General features: G+C 73.4%; 14 protein-coding genes. 9 read left to right on the top strand and 5 right to left on the bottom strand.

Annotated elements, in window-relative coordinates; genetic code table 11:
* A partial coding sequence (locus tag ACFRQN_RS18475) for a hypothetical protein (RefSeq protein WP_380741197.1) occupies positions 1–533 on the top strand: 533 nt, incomplete at its 5' end.
* Positions 534–652: 119 nt separating this feature from the next.
* On the opposite strand, the gene ACFRQN_RS18480 is transcribed toward ACFRQN_RS18475, so the two are convergent.
* On the bottom strand, positions 653–4333 hold the full coding sequence (locus ACFRQN_RS18480) for a hypothetical protein (RefSeq protein WP_380741198.1): 3681 nt from the start codon (positions 4331–4333) through the stop codon (positions 653–655).
* Between the two features lie 357 nt (positions 4334–4690).
* On the opposite strand from ACFRQN_RS18480, the gene ACFRQN_RS18485 reads away from it, so the two are divergent.
* Positions 4691–5482 carry a putative protein N(5)-glutamine methyltransferase gene (locus ACFRQN_RS18485; RefSeq protein WP_117486140.1) on the top strand — a complete coding sequence of 264 codons (792 nt, stop codon included), beginning with the start codon at positions 4691–4693 and terminating at the stop codon, positions 5480–5482.
* Positions 5483–5578: 96 nt separating this feature from the next.
* Here ACFRQN_RS18485 and ACFRQN_RS18490 read toward each other — a convergent pair whose 3' ends face one another.
* Positions 5579–6007: a PPOX class F420-dependent oxidoreductase gene (locus ACFRQN_RS18490; RefSeq protein ID WP_049652970.1), complete on the bottom strand. Its 429-nt coding sequence runs from the start codon at positions 6005–6007 to the stop codon at positions 5579–5581.
* Positions 6008–6221: 214 nt separating this feature from the next.
* On the opposite strand from ACFRQN_RS18490, the gene ACFRQN_RS18495 reads away from it, so the two are divergent.
* Positions 6222–6668 (top strand): hypothetical protein, encoded by a 447-nt coding sequence (locus ACFRQN_RS18495; RefSeq protein ID WP_380741199.1) that lies wholly within the window; start codon positions 6222–6224, stop codon positions 6666–6668.
* A gap of 83 nt (positions 6669–6751) precedes the next feature.
* Entirely contained in the window at positions 6752–7255 is a 504-nt protein-coding gene (locus ACFRQN_RS18500) for a DinB family protein (RefSeq protein ID WP_380741200.1), read from the top strand.
* A 68-nt stretch (positions 7256–7323) separates the two neighbouring features.
* Here ACFRQN_RS18500 and ACFRQN_RS18505 read toward each other — a convergent pair whose 3' ends face one another.
* Positions 7324–8712, bottom strand: a complete 1389-nt coding sequence (locus tag ACFRQN_RS18505; RefSeq protein WP_380741201.1) for a pyridoxal phosphate-dependent decarboxylase family protein — start codon at positions 8710–8712, stop codon at positions 7324–7326.
* Between the two features lie 435 nt (positions 8713–9147).
* On the opposite strand from ACFRQN_RS18505, the gene ACFRQN_RS18510 reads away from it, so the two are divergent.
* The 3 genes from ACFRQN_RS18510 (at position 9148) to ACFRQN_RS18520 (ending at position 12908) form a co-directional block, all read left to right on the top strand.
* Positions 9148–10506: a cytochrome P450 gene (locus tag ACFRQN_RS18510; protein ID WP_380741202.1), complete on the top strand. Its 1359-nt coding sequence runs from the start codon at positions 9148–9150 to the stop codon at positions 10504–10506.
* 143 nt (positions 10507–10649) lie between these two features.
* On the top strand, positions 10650–11627 hold the full coding sequence (locus tag ACFRQN_RS18515; protein WP_380741203.1) for a pentalenene synthase: 978 nt from the start codon (positions 10650–10652) through the stop codon (positions 11625–11627).
* Between the two features lie 81 nt (positions 11628–11708).
* On the top strand, positions 11709–12908 hold the full coding sequence (locus ACFRQN_RS18520) for a cytochrome P450 (RefSeq protein WP_380741204.1): 1200 nt from the start codon (positions 11709–11711) through the stop codon (positions 12906–12908).
* A 186-nt stretch (positions 12909–13094) separates the two neighbouring features.
* Here ACFRQN_RS18520 and ACFRQN_RS18525 read toward each other — a convergent pair whose 3' ends face one another.
* On the bottom strand, positions 13095–13766 hold the full coding sequence (locus ACFRQN_RS18525; RefSeq protein WP_079272198.1) for a hypothetical protein: 672 nt from the start codon (positions 13764–13766) through the stop codon (positions 13095–13097).
* Positions 13767–13776: 10 nt separating this feature from the next.
* Between ACFRQN_RS18525 and ACFRQN_RS18530 the strand changes: the two genes are divergently transcribed.
* Positions 13777–13920, top strand: coding sequence for a hypothetical protein (locus tag ACFRQN_RS18530; protein WP_181970420.1), 144 nt, complete (start codon positions 13777–13779; stop codon positions 13918–13920).
* An 89-nt stretch (positions 13921–14009) separates the two neighbouring features.
* On the opposite strand, the gene ACFRQN_RS18535 is transcribed toward ACFRQN_RS18530, so the two are convergent.
* Positions 14010–14921 (bottom strand): S41 family peptidase, encoded by a 912-nt coding sequence (locus tag ACFRQN_RS18535; RefSeq protein ID WP_380741205.1) that lies wholly within the window; start codon positions 14919–14921, stop codon positions 14010–14012.
* Positions 14922–14979: 58 nt separating this feature from the next.
* Between ACFRQN_RS18535 and ACFRQN_RS18540 the strand changes: the two genes are divergently transcribed.
* A complete protein-coding gene (locus tag ACFRQN_RS18540) occupies positions 14980–15486 on the top strand; it encodes an ArsR/SmtB family transcription factor (RefSeq protein WP_380741206.1) in 507 nt (168 codons plus the stop codon).
* Positions 15487–15528 lie beyond the last annotated feature (42 nt).

The raw sequence follows: 15528 nt of genomic DNA on the forward strand, positions 1-15528 counted from the left end.
CCGAACGCTCACTGCGGTCGGCCTGCGCGGAGCTGCGCGCCGCGTCGTCCCCGCTCCAGGGGCTGATCGACGCGGGCTACTGGCTGGTCGAGGCCCTCGGGACGGACCCGGTGATCCGGGCGGCCTTCCGCCTGGGCCGGGAGGACGGCGGCTGGCAGGCCGCGCCGACCACGGCTGCGCCCGCCACGGTTGCGCCCGTACCCGCGACGGCCAGGCCCGCCGCGGCCGACCCCGGGCAGCAGGCCTTTGCCGACATCCGCGGCTTCCACAGCGTCTGGGCCGGCGTCGTCCGCGACCTGCTGGCCGGCGCCCGCCGCGCGGGCGAGCTGCGCGACCGCTCGGGCGGCCTCGGCCCGGAGACCCTGGTGGTGGCCGCCGCCTGCGGTCTGGAGGTGGTGTTCGCCGACGGCTGCCCCGCCGGGGAGCGTGCCCGCCGGGTCGGCGCCCTCTGGGACTGGCTGCTGCCCTGCCTGGTGCCCCCGGGCCGGGGCGGCGGCTACCGCACCAGGCCGCCGGCCCCGCAGCCCGCCTGAACCCGGTCCGACCCGGGTGGCAGCCCCGGTCCGGACACGGAACCGCCCTCGGTGCCAGCAGGCACCGAGGGCGGTACGTCGACCGCAGGACGGCGGGGATCAGGCGGTGATCGGGGCTGCTACGCCACGAACCGACCGGCGGCCGCGCGGCGCCGGGCCCGGTAGAACAGCGCCCCACCGAGGGTCACCAGCCCGCCCCCGGCCAGGCCGAGGACGGCGACCGGCGCCCCGGCCTGGGGCAGCTCGCCGCCGGGGCCGCCCTTCTGCGGCGGAATCGGATGGTGGCCCGGACGGCTCGGGCAGCCCTTGCCCCCGCCGCCCTTGTGGTCGTGCCCCTTCGGTGGGCAGGGTGCGACGGAGATGCAGAGCTCGACCGGCGGGCTCTGCACGGTCTGCCCCTGCGGGTCGCGGGCGGAGGCCTGGGCGGTGTTGGTGACGCTGCCCGCCTGAGCGTCCGCCTCCGTCACCGTGTACGTGCCGTGGCAGGTGGTGCTCTGCCCCGGGTCGAGGGCGGTCTGCTCGCAGGTCACCTGCCGGACGCGGTCGTCGCCGACGGTGAGGCCGGTCAGCGTGGTGCTCCCGGTGTTGGTGACGGTGTACGTGTAGGTGACGGTGTCACCCGGGTACACGGTCCCGGCGGCGTCGGACCGCTTGGTGACGGCCAGCGAGGAGGTGGCGGTACCGACCGTCACCGTGGCCTGGACCGGTGCGCTCTGCACGGGCCGGCCCTGGGGGTCGGTGCCGTTGGCGTGGGCGGTGTTGGTGACGTGCCCGGCCTGCGCGTCGGCCGCCGTCACGGTGTACGTCCCGTGGCAGGTGGTGCTCTGGCCGGAGGTGAGGGTCGTCTGGTCGCAGGTCACCGACGACACGTGGTCGTCGCTGACGGTGATGCTGTTGATCACCGTCATCCCGGAGTTGGTCACCGTGTAGGTGTAGTGCACTGTGTCACCGACCTGGAACGGCCCGGCGCTGTCGGCCTGCTTGGCGATGGTGAGCGCGGACACCGGGGTGACGACGTCGACGGTGGCCTCGACGGGCGGGCTCTGCACGGGCCGGCCCTGGGGGTCGGTGCCGTCGGCGTGGGCGGTGTTGGTGATGTGCCCGGCCTGGGCGTCGGCCGCCGTGACGGTGTAGGTGCCGTGGCAGGTGGTGTTCTGGCCGGAGGTGAGGGTCGTCTGGTCGCAGGTCACCGACGACACGTGGTCGTCGCTGACGATGATGCTGTTGATCACCGTCATCCCGGAGTTGGTCACCGTGTAGGTGTAGTGCACGGTGTCACCGACCTGGAACGGGCCCGCGCTGTCGGCCTGCTTGGCGATGGTGAGCGCGGACACCGGGGTGACGACGTCCACGGTGGCCTCGACGGGTGGGCTCTGTACCGGCTGGCCCTGGGGGTCGGTGCCGTTGGCGTGGGCGGTGTTGGTGATGTGCCCGGCCTGGGCGTCGGCCGCCGTCACGGTGTACGTCCCGTGGCAGGTGGTGTTCTGGCCGGGCTCCAGGGTCGTCCGGTCGCAGCTCACGGACGAGACGTGGTCGTCGGCCACGGTCAGGTCGTCGACCACCGTCGTCCCGGAGTTGGTCACCGTGTAGGTGTACGCGACGGTGTCGCCGACGTGGAACGGCCCGGCGCTGTCGGCCCGCTTCGTCAGGTCGAGCTTCGGGACGCCCGCCACCGGCAGCGTCACCTGGGCGATCGGGCTCTGCACCAGCTCGCCCAGCGGCCCGGTGCTGTCCGCCTGGGCCGTGTTGGTGACGTGGCCGAGCTGCTCGTCGGCGGCGGTCACCGTGTAGGTGCCGTGGCAGGTGGCGGCCTGCCCCGCGAGCAGGGTGGTGTGGTCGCAGGTCACGTTCTGGACGTGGTCGTCGGCCACGCTCACGTCGGTCAGCGTGGTCGTGCCGGTGTTGGTCACCGTGTAGGTGTAGGTGACGGTGTCCCCGGCGTGGACCGGACCGGGGGTGCCGGCCTGCTTCGTCAGGGAGATCGAGGACGGGCCGATCACCGTGACGGTGGCCTGGGCCTCCGCGGTGACCGGCCGGCCGTCCGAGGTCCCGTTGGCCGTGGCGTGGTTGAGCACCTTCCCGTCCTGGGCGTCGGCCGCCGTCACGACGTAGGTGCCGTGGCAGACCGTGCTGTCCCCGGGGCTGCCGGCCGGTGCCAGGACGGTGGAGTCGCAGGTGATCCCGGTGGCCTTGTCGTCCGTCACCGAGAGCGCCGTCACGGGGCTGCCGCCGGTGTTGGTGACCACGTAGCTGTACGGCACGGTGTCGCCGACGTGGAACGGCTCGGGCGCGTCGACGTGCTTGGTCAGCGTGATGCCCGGCGGCGCCACCACCGGCAGGGTGACCGTGTCGGGCGGCGAGGTGACCGGGCCGACGTCGGTGGTTCCGGTGGCCTGGGCGGTGTTGGTCACGTGGCCCTGGGCGGCGTCCGCGGCGGTGACCAGGTACGTCGCCGTACACGTCACCGTCTCACCGGGTGCCAGGGTGCTCACCGGGCAGGTGACCGGCCCGACCTTCGGGTCGTTGACGGCCAGGTTGGCGATCGGCACGTTCCCGGAGTTGGTGACCACGAAGTCGTACGGGATCGGGGTGCCCACCGTCAGCAGCCCGGGCAGCGGCTCGTGCGGCTGCTTGACCAGGTTCAGCTCGGGCAGCGGCTGGTCGGTGTAGATCACCACGTTGCGGATCAGGTGGACGTCGGTGAACAGGCCGGTGGAGCCGGCGAAGCCGAACTTGTAGGTCGAGGGCACCGGTTCCGGTGCCGGGGTCTGGAGCACCTGGTGCGAGCCGGTGCCGTCGTTGAAGTCGACGGAGACCGTCAGCACCGGGGAGGGCGCCGGCGTCAGGTGCACGTTCACCCGGCGGCGCGAGGGCTCCAGCAGGGTCTGGGCCTCAGCTGGGGTCACCCCGGCCGGCAGCGTGGTGAGCGGGCCCTGGAGCTTGCCGGGCAGGGTGGAGGGCCACGGGCCGTTGGTGGTGAAGTTGCCGGTCGTCGCGGTGAGGAAGCAGTAGCCGGTGGTGCCGTCGCCGGGGCCGCGGACGGTGACCATGTTGGCGCCGGGCGCGGGAACGCGGAAGGACGTACCGGCGGGGGAGCGCTGGGAGCAGCCGTTGCCGCGCTGCTCCCAGTCGCCGAAGTAGTTGCCGAGCACGTCGAGCCCGACGCCGAGGTAGCCGCGGTCGACGCCGGGCAGGAAGCCGAGGTTCGGGTTGTCGTCGGGCAGCTTCTGGGCGTAGCCGAGGCTGCCGCCGAACGCGCCGGGGTGGGTGAGCGAGACGTCGCCGTTCACCAGGAAGAACGAGATGCCGTCGGCCGGGGTGTTCGGCGTGGTGCTGCCGTACTGCCACTGGTCGAACGTCACGTCCAGGCCGTTGCCGGCGGGCAGGGCCTGGTCGAAGAGCACCGCGCCGCTCTGGTCGTTGCCGGAGTCGGTGATCCGCAGGTAGCCGAGCGGCGCGGAGTCCAGCGGCGGCACCGGGCCGGTCTCGGCGGCGGGGCAGCCGCCGAGCGGGTGGTCGCCCGGCCCGGGCTGGGCGGGGGCCGCGCCGGTGAGGCAGGCGGAGCCGACGGCGATGAAGCGCGAGTCGGCGGTGGCACCGGTGAAGGCCTCCTGGAGCAGCGGGGTGCCGGTGGCCCGGACCCGCTCCGGCAGCGGCGCGGCGGGGTGGTGCGCGGGCGTGACGGCCTGGGCGAGCGGGGCGGCGAGGCCTGCGCCGAGCAAACCCAGCGTGGCCGCGGCGCTGATGAAGCGGGCCGTTCGGGCGCGAAGCCGTGACGCTCCGCGGGATTGTCTCGTCATAGCGTCACTATGGGTGGCCGTCACGATCCGCTACAAGCTGTGTACTGTCAGTGGAGCTATCGAATAGCTCGGATGAACGAGCGTGAGGCACGGCGCGCGCCAGGGCGGGTTCGGCGGGGCCGGTGGACATTGTTCGACCGTTCCCGACTGACGGTGCGGTAGGGTGGCCGACGCCGAGTATGACCGCGACTCAGGGAGGTGAGCCCCATTTACGGAATGTCCGAGCGGGTGCTCCCGGAGCGCGGCCGCGTGGGCGCCTCGCGCGCATAGCGCGAACGGCGCGCCGACGCGGTGTCGGCCCCCGCGGGAGCCCTGACGGAGTCGTCAGCTCTCCCGTCTTCCCCCAAGGGGTTTCTCTTGTCGGTCTTCTCCTCCGCCTCCCTCCGTTCCTCGGTGGTCTCCCGGCTGCGCGCCGCCGGGTGCGTGTTCGCCGAGGACGAGGCGCGGATCCTGCTCTCCGCCGCCGCCTCGCCCGCCGACCTGGCCGCCATGGTCCGCCTCCGCGCCGACGGGCGGCCGCTCGAACACGTCGTCGGCTGGGCCGAGTTCGCCGGTCTGCGGATCGCCGTCGACCCGGGCGTCTTCGTCCCGCGCCGCCGCAGCGAGTTCCTGGCCGCCGCCGCCACCGCGCTGACCGCCCCGGGTGCGGTGGTGCTCGACCTGTGCTGCGGCAGCGGCGCGCTGGGCGCCGCCGTGGCGGCCGCGGCCGCGCACCCGGTCGAGCTGTACGCGGCGGACATCGACCCGGGCGCGGTCCGCTGCGCCCGCCGCAACCTGGCCGGCGTCGCGGCGCGGGTCTTCGAGGGCGACCTGTTCGCCGCCGTCCCCGTGGAACTGCGCGGCCGGGTGGACGTGCTGATCGCCAACGTCCCGTACGTCCCGACCGGCGACCTCGGCCTGCTGCCGCCCGAGGCGCGGCTGCACGAGGCACGGCCGGCGCTGGACGGCGGGGCGGACGGGCTGGACGTGCTGCGGCGGGTGGCCGCCGAGGCGCCGCGGTGGCTGGCGCCCGGCGGGTCGCTGCTGTTCGAGACGAGCGAGCGGCAGGTGGCGGCGGCCCTCGCGGTGACCGGGGCGGCCGGGCTGGCGGCCGTGGAGAGCCGGCGGGAGGACCTGGACGCCACCGTGGTCACGGCGACGCTGCGCTGACCGGCGGCGTCGGCCCGCTGCGCTGAACGGCCCGGCTCCGGAAGGGGTTTGCGGCCCGGCCACCGTTCCCCCGTGACGGTGGCCGGGCGGGGCCGGTCAGATGCGGGTGCCGTACACGTGGTCGACCGGGATGGTGAGGAGCACCCGGCGGTCGGCGACCATCGTCTCGCGGTACTCCGTCCAGTCCGGGTGCTCGCCGGCGGCGCGTCGGTAGTAGTCCACCAGCGCCTCCACCTCCGGCCCCTCGGGGTCGGTGCCCGGCCCGGTCAGGGTGGCCACGCCCTCGGCGGTGGTCCAGGAGCGGCCGTCCGGCCCGGTCACCTCCAGGCTGACCCGCGGGTCCCGGCGCAGGTTGGCGGTCTTGGCCAGCCCGTCCCGGGTGGAGACCAGGATGGCGTTCGCCTCCCGGTCGTAGAACGGCATGACGGGGGAGAGCTGCGGCCGGCCGTCCGCCTTGATGGTGGCGAGGATGCCGAGGCGGCTCTGCGCGAGCAGCTCGTACGGGTCGAAAGGAGTGGCGGTCATGGGAGCATCATCGGCCTTCACACCGGTGTGAGGGCAAGGTCCGCCACGCGTGTTGGGTGAGGAGGCCGCGCATGGTGGCACGGGCCGGCGAGTCGGTACGGGATGTTCGGAAATCGGCCGTGGTGTCCGGTGCGAGCCGATAAGGTCGGTGGCGAGAACGGTGACGGTACGTCAGTGTGCGTGCACCGTCCGAGCCGAGGGGAAACGCCGCACGATGGCACGCGTACGCAAGCAGGTGGAACTGCTGGAGTTCGCCGACGACCTCCACACCGACGACGTCACCCCGCTGCGGGCCTTCCTGGCCGCCCGCATGAGTGAGCTGGTCGAGGCCCAACCCGAGGGCACCAGCGCCCGGTTGGCCGCCGCGCGACTGGCGGAGGTCACCGCCAGCGACTGCATCTTCCTCTCGGACGTCCTGGTGGCCTGGGAGGATGTGGTCCTGGAGGGCCGCAAGGACGAGCCCGGCTGGACGCAGCGGATGCGCCAGGACGCCATGCTGTGGTGGAGGCGGCTGTGCGTGACGGCGGAGATGTTCGGTGACCACCCCGACCACCGCTCCCGCTGGCGCCCGCTGCGGTACATGAACCTCGCGCACGCGGAGCTCATCGCGGAGCTCACCGACGAGGCGGGCGGCGTGTACGGGGACGGGGCGCACCCGTGATCCCGGACGGCTGGGGGCAGTGGCCGTAGGGCTGTCCCGCCACCCCCGCGGTTGTGTCGGTGGCGGCTGGTACGGTCCCGCGCATGAGCAATCGTGTGCCCTTCACGGGTGGGGAGAAGGAAAGCCTCCGGGCGGCGCTGGACCGGCACCGCGAGGCCGTGCTGTGGAAGCTGGAGGGGCTGGACGACGAGCAGCTGCGCCGTCCGATGACGCCCTCCGGGACCAACCTGCTGGGGATGGTGAAGCACCTCGGCGGTGCCGAACTCGGCTGGTTCCGGGGGACGTTCGGCCGGGAGATGGGCCAGCTGCCGTTCGACATCGAGGCCGATGACGACTCCGACATGCGGGTGGAGCCCGGCGAGTCGACGGCGGACGTCCTGGCGTTCTACGCCCGGGCCCGGGCCGACGCCGACGAGACGATCGGGGAGCTCGCGCTGGACGACCTCGGCACCTCCTGGTTCGGCAACTCCGTCTCGTTGCGCTGGGTGCTGATCCACATGACCACGGAGACGGCGCGGCACGCCGGGCACATGGACATCCTGCGCGAGCTGATCGACGGCGGGACGGGGGACCACAAGCGGAGCTGAGGCCGACCCGGAGCCGGTACCGGCCGGAACTGACACTGGCCGGTGCCGGTTCCGACCGGTGCGTCCGCTCAGGCCGTCAGCTTCCGGACGGCCCGGCCCAGCGCCTCCGCCGTCCGCCGGACGTCCGCTCCGGTGGTGCGCCAGTTGCTGAACGCCGCGCGCAGGGCGGGCCGTCCGGCGTAGCGGGTGGGCGTCAGGAGGGCCTCGTCGGCCAGCTCGGCGGCGAGCGCGGCCAGCCGCTCCGGGGTCGGGTCCGCCGTCAGCGAGAAGCAGACGACGTTCAGCCGGACCGGGGCGAGCAGCTCCAGCCCGTCGATCCGCGCCACCTCCGCGCCGAGCGCCCGGGCGCCGGCGACGCAGCGCTCCACGATCTCCCGGTGCCCGGCACGGCCGTACGCCCGCAGGGTGAACCAGGCGGCGAGGGCGCGCAGCCGGTGGGAGTTCTCGGGCGTGAGGTGGACGAGGTCCGGGTGCTCGCTCAGCGGGCCGAGGTAGGCGGCGGCGTTCTGGAAGACCCGCGCCTGGAGGTCCGGGCGGCGGGTGAACTGCACGGCGCTGTCGTACGGCACGTTGAGCCACTTGTGCAGGTCGACGCAGACCGAGTCGGCGAGGTCCAGCCCCGCGACCAGCTCCGCGTGCTCCGGGGACAGCGCGGCGAAGGCGCCGAACGCGGCGTCCACGTGCAGCCAGAACCCGTACCGTTCGCGCAGCGCGGCGATCGCGCGCAGGTCGTCGAAGTCGACGGTGTTGACCGTCCCGGCGTTGGCCACCACCACGCACGGCCCCGGGGCCTCCGCCAGTGCCCGCTCCAGCGCGGCCACGTCCACCGCCTCCCGGCCGGGCAGGACGGGCACCGTCCGCAGCGCCGTACGGCCCAGGCCCAGCACCGACAGCGCCTTGGCGACGCTGGAGTGCGCACTGCCCGACAGCACCCGGACCGGCCCCAGCGCGCCGACCCCGTCCTCGGCGACGTCCACACCGAGCCGCTCGCCCAGCCACTCGCGGGCGATCGCCAGCCCCACCGTGTTCGACATCGTCGCGCCGCTCACGAAGGTGCCGCGGTGCGCCGCCGAGAGCCCGAACAGCTCGCCCAGCCAGCCGACCGTCTCCCGCTCCAGCTGCTGACCGGCCGGGTCCAGCGAGGAGTTGGAGTTCTGGTCCACGGCCGAGGTCAGCCAGTCGCCCGCGAGCGCCGCCGGCGTCGCCCCGCCGGTCACGAACCCGAAGTAGCGCGGCCCGGCGCTCGCCGACAGCCGGGGCTCCCAGCGCTCGGCGAACTCCGCCAGGGCGGCGCGCGTCCCGCCGCCCTCCTCGGTGAGCGGGGCGACGGCGGGCGGCCCGGCCCGCTCGACCACGGGCCGTTCATCGAGGCCCGCCAGGAAGGCGAGCGCGTGCTGCCGGGTCTCCTCCAGGATTTCGGGCAACCGGCCGAGGTCGGCGGCGAGTTCGGGGTGCATGGGGGCTCTCCGTTGATCGACTGTGCGGTGCGGCCGAGGCTAGCCGCCGGGGCGGACGGCGTCCCGGTCCAATCCGGTCCTGGTGGCCTGGAACGCGGCTTCGGGGAACATCGGTACAGCGGTGGCCGATGGAGGTCAGGCCGGAGCGCGGGTCCACGCTGGCGTCGGAGGGCCTGCGCTGGATGACGGCCCAGCGCGTCGAGGTCTCCGGCGGCGTCCTCCTCTGAGCGACCGGGTGGTGTTCCCCGAGGCCGGAATGTGCGGGCGGTGGGGGAATTCACGCCGTGCGGCTCAAAATCACCCCGGTGGTGCAATTCCAGCCGGTCCCTTGACCTCTCCCGATCCGTCGGACGATGATCACCGTGCACTGCGAGCGAATGAACGTTCCAATACTGGGCTGATTTCCGGTCCGAGACTTCAGGGAGGTGCGGGGCCGTGCGTTCCATCAGCGCTTCCACGGCGGCGCCCGTGGCGCGGGGGCGGGTTCCACTGCTCGGTCACCTGCCGCAACTCGCCGTCAAACGCGTGGAGTTCCTCCAGTCGATCCGGGCGCAGGGCGGCATCGTCAGGATATTCCTGGGCAATCGGCCGGTGTTCGTCCTGAACTCGCCCGAGGCCGTCCACGAGGTTCTCCTGACGCAGAGCCGGAAGTTCGGCAAAGGCCTGCTGTTCGACGTCGCACGGCCTTTCATCGGCAACGGCATCATCACCTCCGAGTACGACGTCCACCTCCGTCAACGGCGCGCGCTCCAGCCCGCGTTCCGCCGGGACACCATCGCCGGCGGCGTCGCCACGATGACGGGCATCGCCGAGGAACAGGTGTCCTCCTGGCGCCCCGGCGAGGTGATCGCCATGGACGTGGTGCTGCGGCGGACGGTCACGGCCATGCTCGTGGCCACCCTGTTCAGCACCGAACGCCCGGACGGGGCCCGGGCCGTCGCCGAACTGGGGGAGCGCGTCGCCGAGCACCTGAACACGGTGATGCGCGGGGTCCTCGTCGGCACTCTGCTTCCCGCTCCCCTCGCCTCCTCACCCGCACTGGGGCACCGCCGGTACCTGGCCGCGGCCACGGCGCTGCGCGAACTCGCGGATACCGCCGTCCGGCAGGCCCGCCAGGACCCGGCCGACCGCGGCGACCTGCTGTCGATCATGTTCGCCGGCACCCCGGGCAACCCGCGGGGGATGACCGACGTGGAGGCCCGCGACGAACTGCTGTCCCTTCTCATGGCCGGCGCCGAGACCACGGCCACCACCCTGGCCTGGGCGCTCCACGAGATCGGACGGCGCCCCGAACTCACCGCGCGGATCAAGGCGGAGTGCGACGCCCTGCCCGCCGGCGCCCCGCCCGGCGCGGCGACGCTCCCGTTCACCGAGCGGTTCCTCCGCGAGGTGCTCCGGCTGCACCAGCCCAGCTGGCTGCTGATGCGGCGCGCCCTGGAGCCCGTGCGGGTCTGCGGGGTCGACCTCCCGCAGGGGTCCGAGCTGATCTACAGCGCGCTGACGATGCACCGGGACCCGGCCCACTACCCGGACCCGCTGCGGTTCCACCCGGACCGGTGGCTCGACCGCCCCGAGAAGGACCTGCCGCCGGGCGCCTACGTCCCGTTCGCCCTGGGCAACCGGAGGTGCATCGGGGACCACTTCGCGATGACCGAGATGCTGGTCGTCCTGCGCGCGGTCGTCTCCCGGTGGCGGCCGCGACCGGTGGCGGGCCGCCGGGTCCGGCCGGTGGCCCACGCGCTGATCCGGCCCAACGCGCTGCCCATGCGCGTCTCACCCTGGCCGGGCGACTGAACCAGCCCCGTTCCGTACGGCTCCGATTTCGTACGGCCCGGTTGCGCTCGGCTCCGTTCCGTACGGCTTCGTTCCGCACTGCCCCGACCCCGACCCCGACCCCGGCCCCGTTCCTGTTCCCGTTCCCGGAGGTGCACCTCACCATGACAGCCACGGCGGAGACCCTCTCCCCGGGCCCGCAGGCCCCGGCCCCCGACCCGCTCCCCTTCCCGAGCCGGACCAGCCCGGACTTCCGGGCCGCCCACGACCGCCACCTCCACTGGCCGCGGTCCTTCGGCTTCCTGGCCACGGACGCGGAGCGGGACCACCACCTCAAGGGTCAGTTCCCGCTGATCGCGGCCATGTTCTACCCGAACGCGACCGGGGCCGAACTGGACATCGGCGTCGACCAGCAGAGCTGGTACTTCCTGTTCGACGACGCGCTCGACGAACAGTGGGGCGGCACGCCCGAGCGGGTCCGCCACCTCGTCGGACTCGTCCAGGAGGGCGTCACCGGGCAGGCGTCCCCGCTGCCGCTGGCCGCCGCCTTCGCCGACATGCGGCGGCGCAGCTGCCACGGCATGCCGGAGGACTGGATCCGGCGCTCGGCGGCCCACTGGTCCTCGTACCTCGACCACCACGTCCACGAGGCGCGCAGCCGGCAGTCCGGTGCGCCCATGCCGCTCAGCACCTACCTGCGGGTCCGGCGCCACACCATCGGGGTGGCACCGGTCGTCGACCTCGCCGAGCGGCTATCCTCCTGCGTCCTGCCCGACCACCTGTACGCGCTGCCGCACCTGTCCGTCATGCGCGAGATGACGAAGACCTTCATCATCTGCGACAACGACATCGTCTCCCTGGAGAAGGACGCGGCCCAGGGGGAGCAGAACAACCTGGTGCTCTGCCTGGAACGGGAGCACGGGCTCTCCCGGGCGGAGGCGCTCGACCGGGCCCAGCGCCGCCGCGCCGAAGCCCTGGAACTGTTCACCGGCGCCCACCGGGCCCTGCTCGCCGGCGCGGCGACGGACCACCTCACCCCGGCCGAACGCGACCTGCTGCGGCGCTACTGCACCGAGGCGCTGCAGACCACCATCCGCGGTGCCCACGACTGGCACCACGCCTCCACCCGGTACCACGGCTAGGCCGACGCTTCCCGTCTTTTGTCGCACGACTCCTGTCGCGCGACCGCGCCCCCGGACCGATCCAGCTGAGGAGCCCGCACCATGCCCGATCTCCGCTCGGCGTCCTTCGTCGCCTCCGAACGGGACCGGACCTGCCCGTTCGACCCGTCGCCGGACCTCCGCCGGATGCGCGAGGAGGACGGCCTGCCGCGGCTGCGCGTGACCCATCCGGTGCGCGGCGAGATCGACGCCGTCGTCATCACCCGGTACGGCGACGTCCGGGCCGCCTTCGCGGAGGAGCGCCTGGTGACGGGCAACGGCATCGACCCGGCACTGCCGCGCACCCTGTTCAACCACCCGGGCTTCCTGCCCGCGTACAGCGGCCCGGAGCACGCCCGGCTGCGCCGGATGCTCACCGGCAGCTTCACCGTCCGTCAGGTCGAGCGGCTGCGGCCCGCGATCGAGGCGATCGTCGCCGAGCACCTCGACGCCATGGCGGAGCAGGGGCCGGTCGTCGACCTGGTCGAGGCCTTCGCCCTGCCGATCCCCTCGGCGGCGATCTGCGAACTGCTCGACGTCCCGTACGGGACCAGGGCGATGTTCCAGCGCTGCTCCCAGGTGATCATGGACGGGACCGCCGAAGCGGGCCAACTAGTCGCCGCCGCCGACGAGTTGAACGCCGCCATGGCGGACATCGTCGCCCGCAACCGGGCCGCCCCCGGCGACGGCGTGCTGGGCACGGTGGTGCGGCAGCACGGCGCGGAGCTCACCGACGAGGAGTTCATCGGCTTCGGCACCACCCTCCTGGTCGGGGGCCACGAGACCACCGCGACCCAGCTCGCCCTGAGCGTGCTGGCGCTGCTCCGCCACCCCGACCAGCTCGCCGCCCTGCGCGACGACCCCGCGGTCACCGGTACGGCGGTGGAGGAACTGCTGCGCCATCTCGCCATCCCCGCACCGCTCCTGCGCACCGCCGTGGCCGACGTCGAGGTCAACGGCCACCGGATCGCGGAGGGCGAGCACGTCCTGCTCTCCCCGCTGACCGCGAACCGCGACCCCGGGCTCGTCCCCGAACGACCGGACGACCTCGACCTGCGCCGCCGTCCGGTCGCCCAGCTGTCCTTCGGCTTCGGCGCCCACCAGTGCCTTGGCCAGCAACTGGCCCGGCTGGAACTGAAGGTGGCCCTGCCGGCCCTGCTGCGGCGCTTCCCGACCCTGCGCCTCGCCGTTCCCGAGGCGGAGCTCCGCTTCCGCGAGGGGTCGACGGTCTACGGCGTCGAGGCGCTCCCGGTCACCTGGTGACGGGTCGGCGGGGTCTGCCGGGCGGGCGTCCGCGCCCGGTGCTGGGGGTTCAGCCGGAGGCCACGCGGGGGAGTTCGGCGCGGGGGAGCTCCGCGCGGCGGACGGCGGGGGAGGCGAGGACCTCGCCGCGTTCGGCCTTGAGGAGGGCCAGGCAGGCGGGTACGGGCTTCCAGGAGCCTGATCAGGTCAGGAGTCCTGGACGAGCAGCCTGCCCTGGGCGCCGTCCTCGGACACGAAGGCGAACAACCTCGGCGACGAGCCGAGGTTGAGGTGGAAAGGCACCCAGTTCGAGTCCAGCTGCAGCAGCAGCCGCCAAGGGCCGCCCTCCGGCCACTCGTCGCCCTGGAAGAACAGCGGTGTTCCGCCAATCTTGTCGCCGTCCATCAGCTCGATGCAGCGGTCCCGGTCGGCGGAGGGCAGGGAGTCGAGTTCCTCGTCCGTCATGGAATCGGGCTCGTCGGCGGGGCGGAGGTCGACGGTGAACTCCACCTCCGACCCGTCGACTCCGTACAGCCCGGGGCCGGTCAGCAGCGGGCGCACCGGGCCGGCATAGCCGCCGCCCGGCTGCACGATCACCGCGTTCTCGCCGCCGTCGGGGTCGATGATGTCGGGGTCGAAGAAGTGCTCCTCGTGATCGGCGTGGGTGACGAACACGTAGGCGACCTTTCCGTCGCCGGCCGCTCCGATCACCGGGCCCAGCTCGATCTGACCGACGAACCGCATCGGCCGGTCCCATGCCGCGCTGATCGGCCACTGCGGGCCGGCCAGCCACACGGGCTGGCCGCCGAACTTGGTGGTCGGCGTGGAGATCGGCCGGCCGGTCGCGGAGAAGCCCTTGATGCGCTGTGTTCTCACCATGCCGGGCATCATGCCAAGTGACAGCGACATCACTGCCGCAGGTTGCCTGGACCGCCGCCGCGGGGCCGTCGCCCGGGTCCCGGTGCTCACCGGCCGGGTGCCCGGCGGCCTGGCCCAGACCCTGCTGAGCATCAACCGCGAGCCCGTCAGGTGAACGGGGCCGCGGTCATCGGGGCCCGGACTCCTTCGCCGTCTCGACCATGCCCCGGCGTCGTCCCGCAGACGCGAGTCCGAGGACAGGCCCTACGCCAGGCGCGCCGCGGCCAGGGCCAGGGCGCGGTCGAGTGCCGTGTCGGCGTCGCAGGGGACGTCGGGCTGGACGCCGACGCCCTCCCAGTTGGTGCCCGAGACCGGGTTGACCGCGCGGGCGAAGGGCACGCTGAGCTCCAGGTGCGGGTGCACCGTAAAGCCCTCGCGCGGGTGGGCGCCGCCGCGGGTGACCTCCCCGACGACCTCGGCGCGGCCGAGCTGCTGCAGGTCGTAGGCGAGTTCCTCGCCCCCGGAGAAGGTGTCGGCGCTCGTCAGCACGTAGATCGGCTTGGTGCCGCCGAAGCGGGCGCCGGGGACGAACGGGGGTGTCCAGGACTGCGCGCCCACCTCGTCCTTCCGCGAGAACATGGTGTTCAGGTGGGTGCGGCCGTCGAGCAGGTAGGCGCAGACGAAGGCGACCGTGTTCGGGTCGCCACCCGTGTTGCGGCGCAGGTCCAGGATGAGGCCGCGGGCGGGGGCCACCAGGGAGAGCGCCGCGGTCAGCGGCGGTGCCGCCCAGTCCAGCGGGAACAGCTTGGGGCCGATCTCCAGGACCGCGACGCCGTGGTCGAGGAGTTCCACGCGGGGAACGCCGTTCAGGAAGGTGTCGAACTCCCTGCGCACCATGGCGAGTACCGCCGCGCCCGGCTCCGGCGGCACCGGCACGGCGTGGTACTTGAGGCCCAGGTGCAGGTCGCCGTTGACGGACCGCAGGTCCGCGGTGACCGCTTCGGACAGCTCCTCGGCGGATTCGGTCCGGTAGGCGCCCTCGGCGCTCCGGCGCCTCAGCAGGTCCGCCAGCTGCCCGGCGACGTCGGGGAAGACGTAGTTCTCACGGACCAGGTCGGCTATCGACTCGACGAGGGTGACGGTGTCCAGGGCGGACGGCGTTGTGGTGGAGGTCATGGAGAGGCAGTAGACCAGCGACTTGCCAAAGCGTCAACCGTACTTAACGCTTGATCAGATGAGTTATCGACCGGACGAGACCGTCCAGCAGATCAGCGCGCCGCTGCAGCACGCCGCGCTCGCCCACCCCCTGCGCCAACGCCTGCTCTTCGCCCTGAGCAGCCGTCCGTCGACGATCAGCCGGCTCGCCGCGCAGCTCGGGGCGAACAAGGGCAGCGTCTCGCACCACCTCAGGGTGCTGGGCGAGGCGGGGCTGGTCCAGGACGCGGGAACGCGACGGGTGCGCGGCGGCACCGAGAAGTACTACCGGCGGACCGCCGATCGCTTCTTCGTCGCCGAGCCGCAGGTCGAGGGCACAGCCGCGCTGTTCGGCGCCGTCGCCCAGGAGTTGGACCGCTCGCCCGTCGACCACCTCCTGGCGCTGCGCCACCTCCGACTCAGCCCGGCCAAGGCGGCGCGGCTCGTCGAGGCGCTGGCCGGACTGGTCGACGAGACGGAGGAGGACGCGGAGGGCGAGCCGGTGTACGGCCTGCTGGTGACGCTCTACCAGCAGGCCGGGGCGTAGGGGCGGGCTGCTCCGCCAGGAGGGGGCGAGGGGGCCGGGGGC

It is taken from the genome of Kitasatospora sp. NPDC056800, assembly GCF_042789775.1.
GTDB lineage: Bacteria > Actinomycetota > Actinomycetes > Streptomycetales > Streptomycetaceae > Kitasatospora.

Coding starts and splice junctions, on each gene's coding strand:
- ACFRQN_RS18480 (WP_380741198.1), bottom strand. CDS start 4,333: ATGACGAGACAATCCCGCGGAGCGTCACGGCTTCGCGCCCGAACGGCC.
- ACFRQN_RS18490 (WP_049652970.1), bottom strand. CDS start 6,007: ATGACCGCCACTCCTTTCGACCCGTACGAGCTGCTCGCGCAGAGCCGC.
- ACFRQN_RS18495 (WP_380741199.1), top strand. CDS start 6,222: ATGGCACGCGTACGCAAGCAGGTGGAACTGCTGGAGTTCGCCGACGAC.
- ACFRQN_RS18500 (WP_380741200.1), top strand. CDS start 6,752: ATGAGCAATCGTGTGCCCTTCACGGGTGGGGAGAAGGAAAGCCTCCGG.
- ACFRQN_RS18505 (WP_380741201.1), bottom strand. CDS start 8,712: ATGCACCCCGAACTCGCCGCCGACCTCGGCCGGTTGCCCGAAATCCTG.
- ACFRQN_RS18515 (WP_380741203.1), top strand. CDS start 10,650: ATGACAGCCACGGCGGAGACCCTCTCCCCGGGCCCGCAGGCCCCGGCC.
- ACFRQN_RS18520 (WP_380741204.1), top strand. CDS start 11,709: ATGCCCGATCTCCGCTCGGCGTCCTTCGTCGCCTCCGAACGGGACCGG.
- ACFRQN_RS18525 (WP_079272198.1), bottom strand. CDS start 13,766: ATGGTGAGAACACAGCGCATCAAGGGCTTCTCCGCGACCGGCCGGCCG.
- ACFRQN_RS18530 (WP_181970420.1), top strand. CDS start 13,777: ATGCCAAGTGACAGCGACATCACTGCCGCAGGTTGCCTGGACCGCCGC.
- ACFRQN_RS18535 (WP_380741205.1), bottom strand. CDS start 14,921: ATGACCTCCACCACAACGCCGTCCGCCCTGGACACCGTCACCCTCGTC.
- ACFRQN_RS18540 (WP_380741206.1), top strand. CDS start 14,980: ATGAGTTATCGACCGGACGAGACCGTCCAGCAGATCAGCGCGCCGCTG.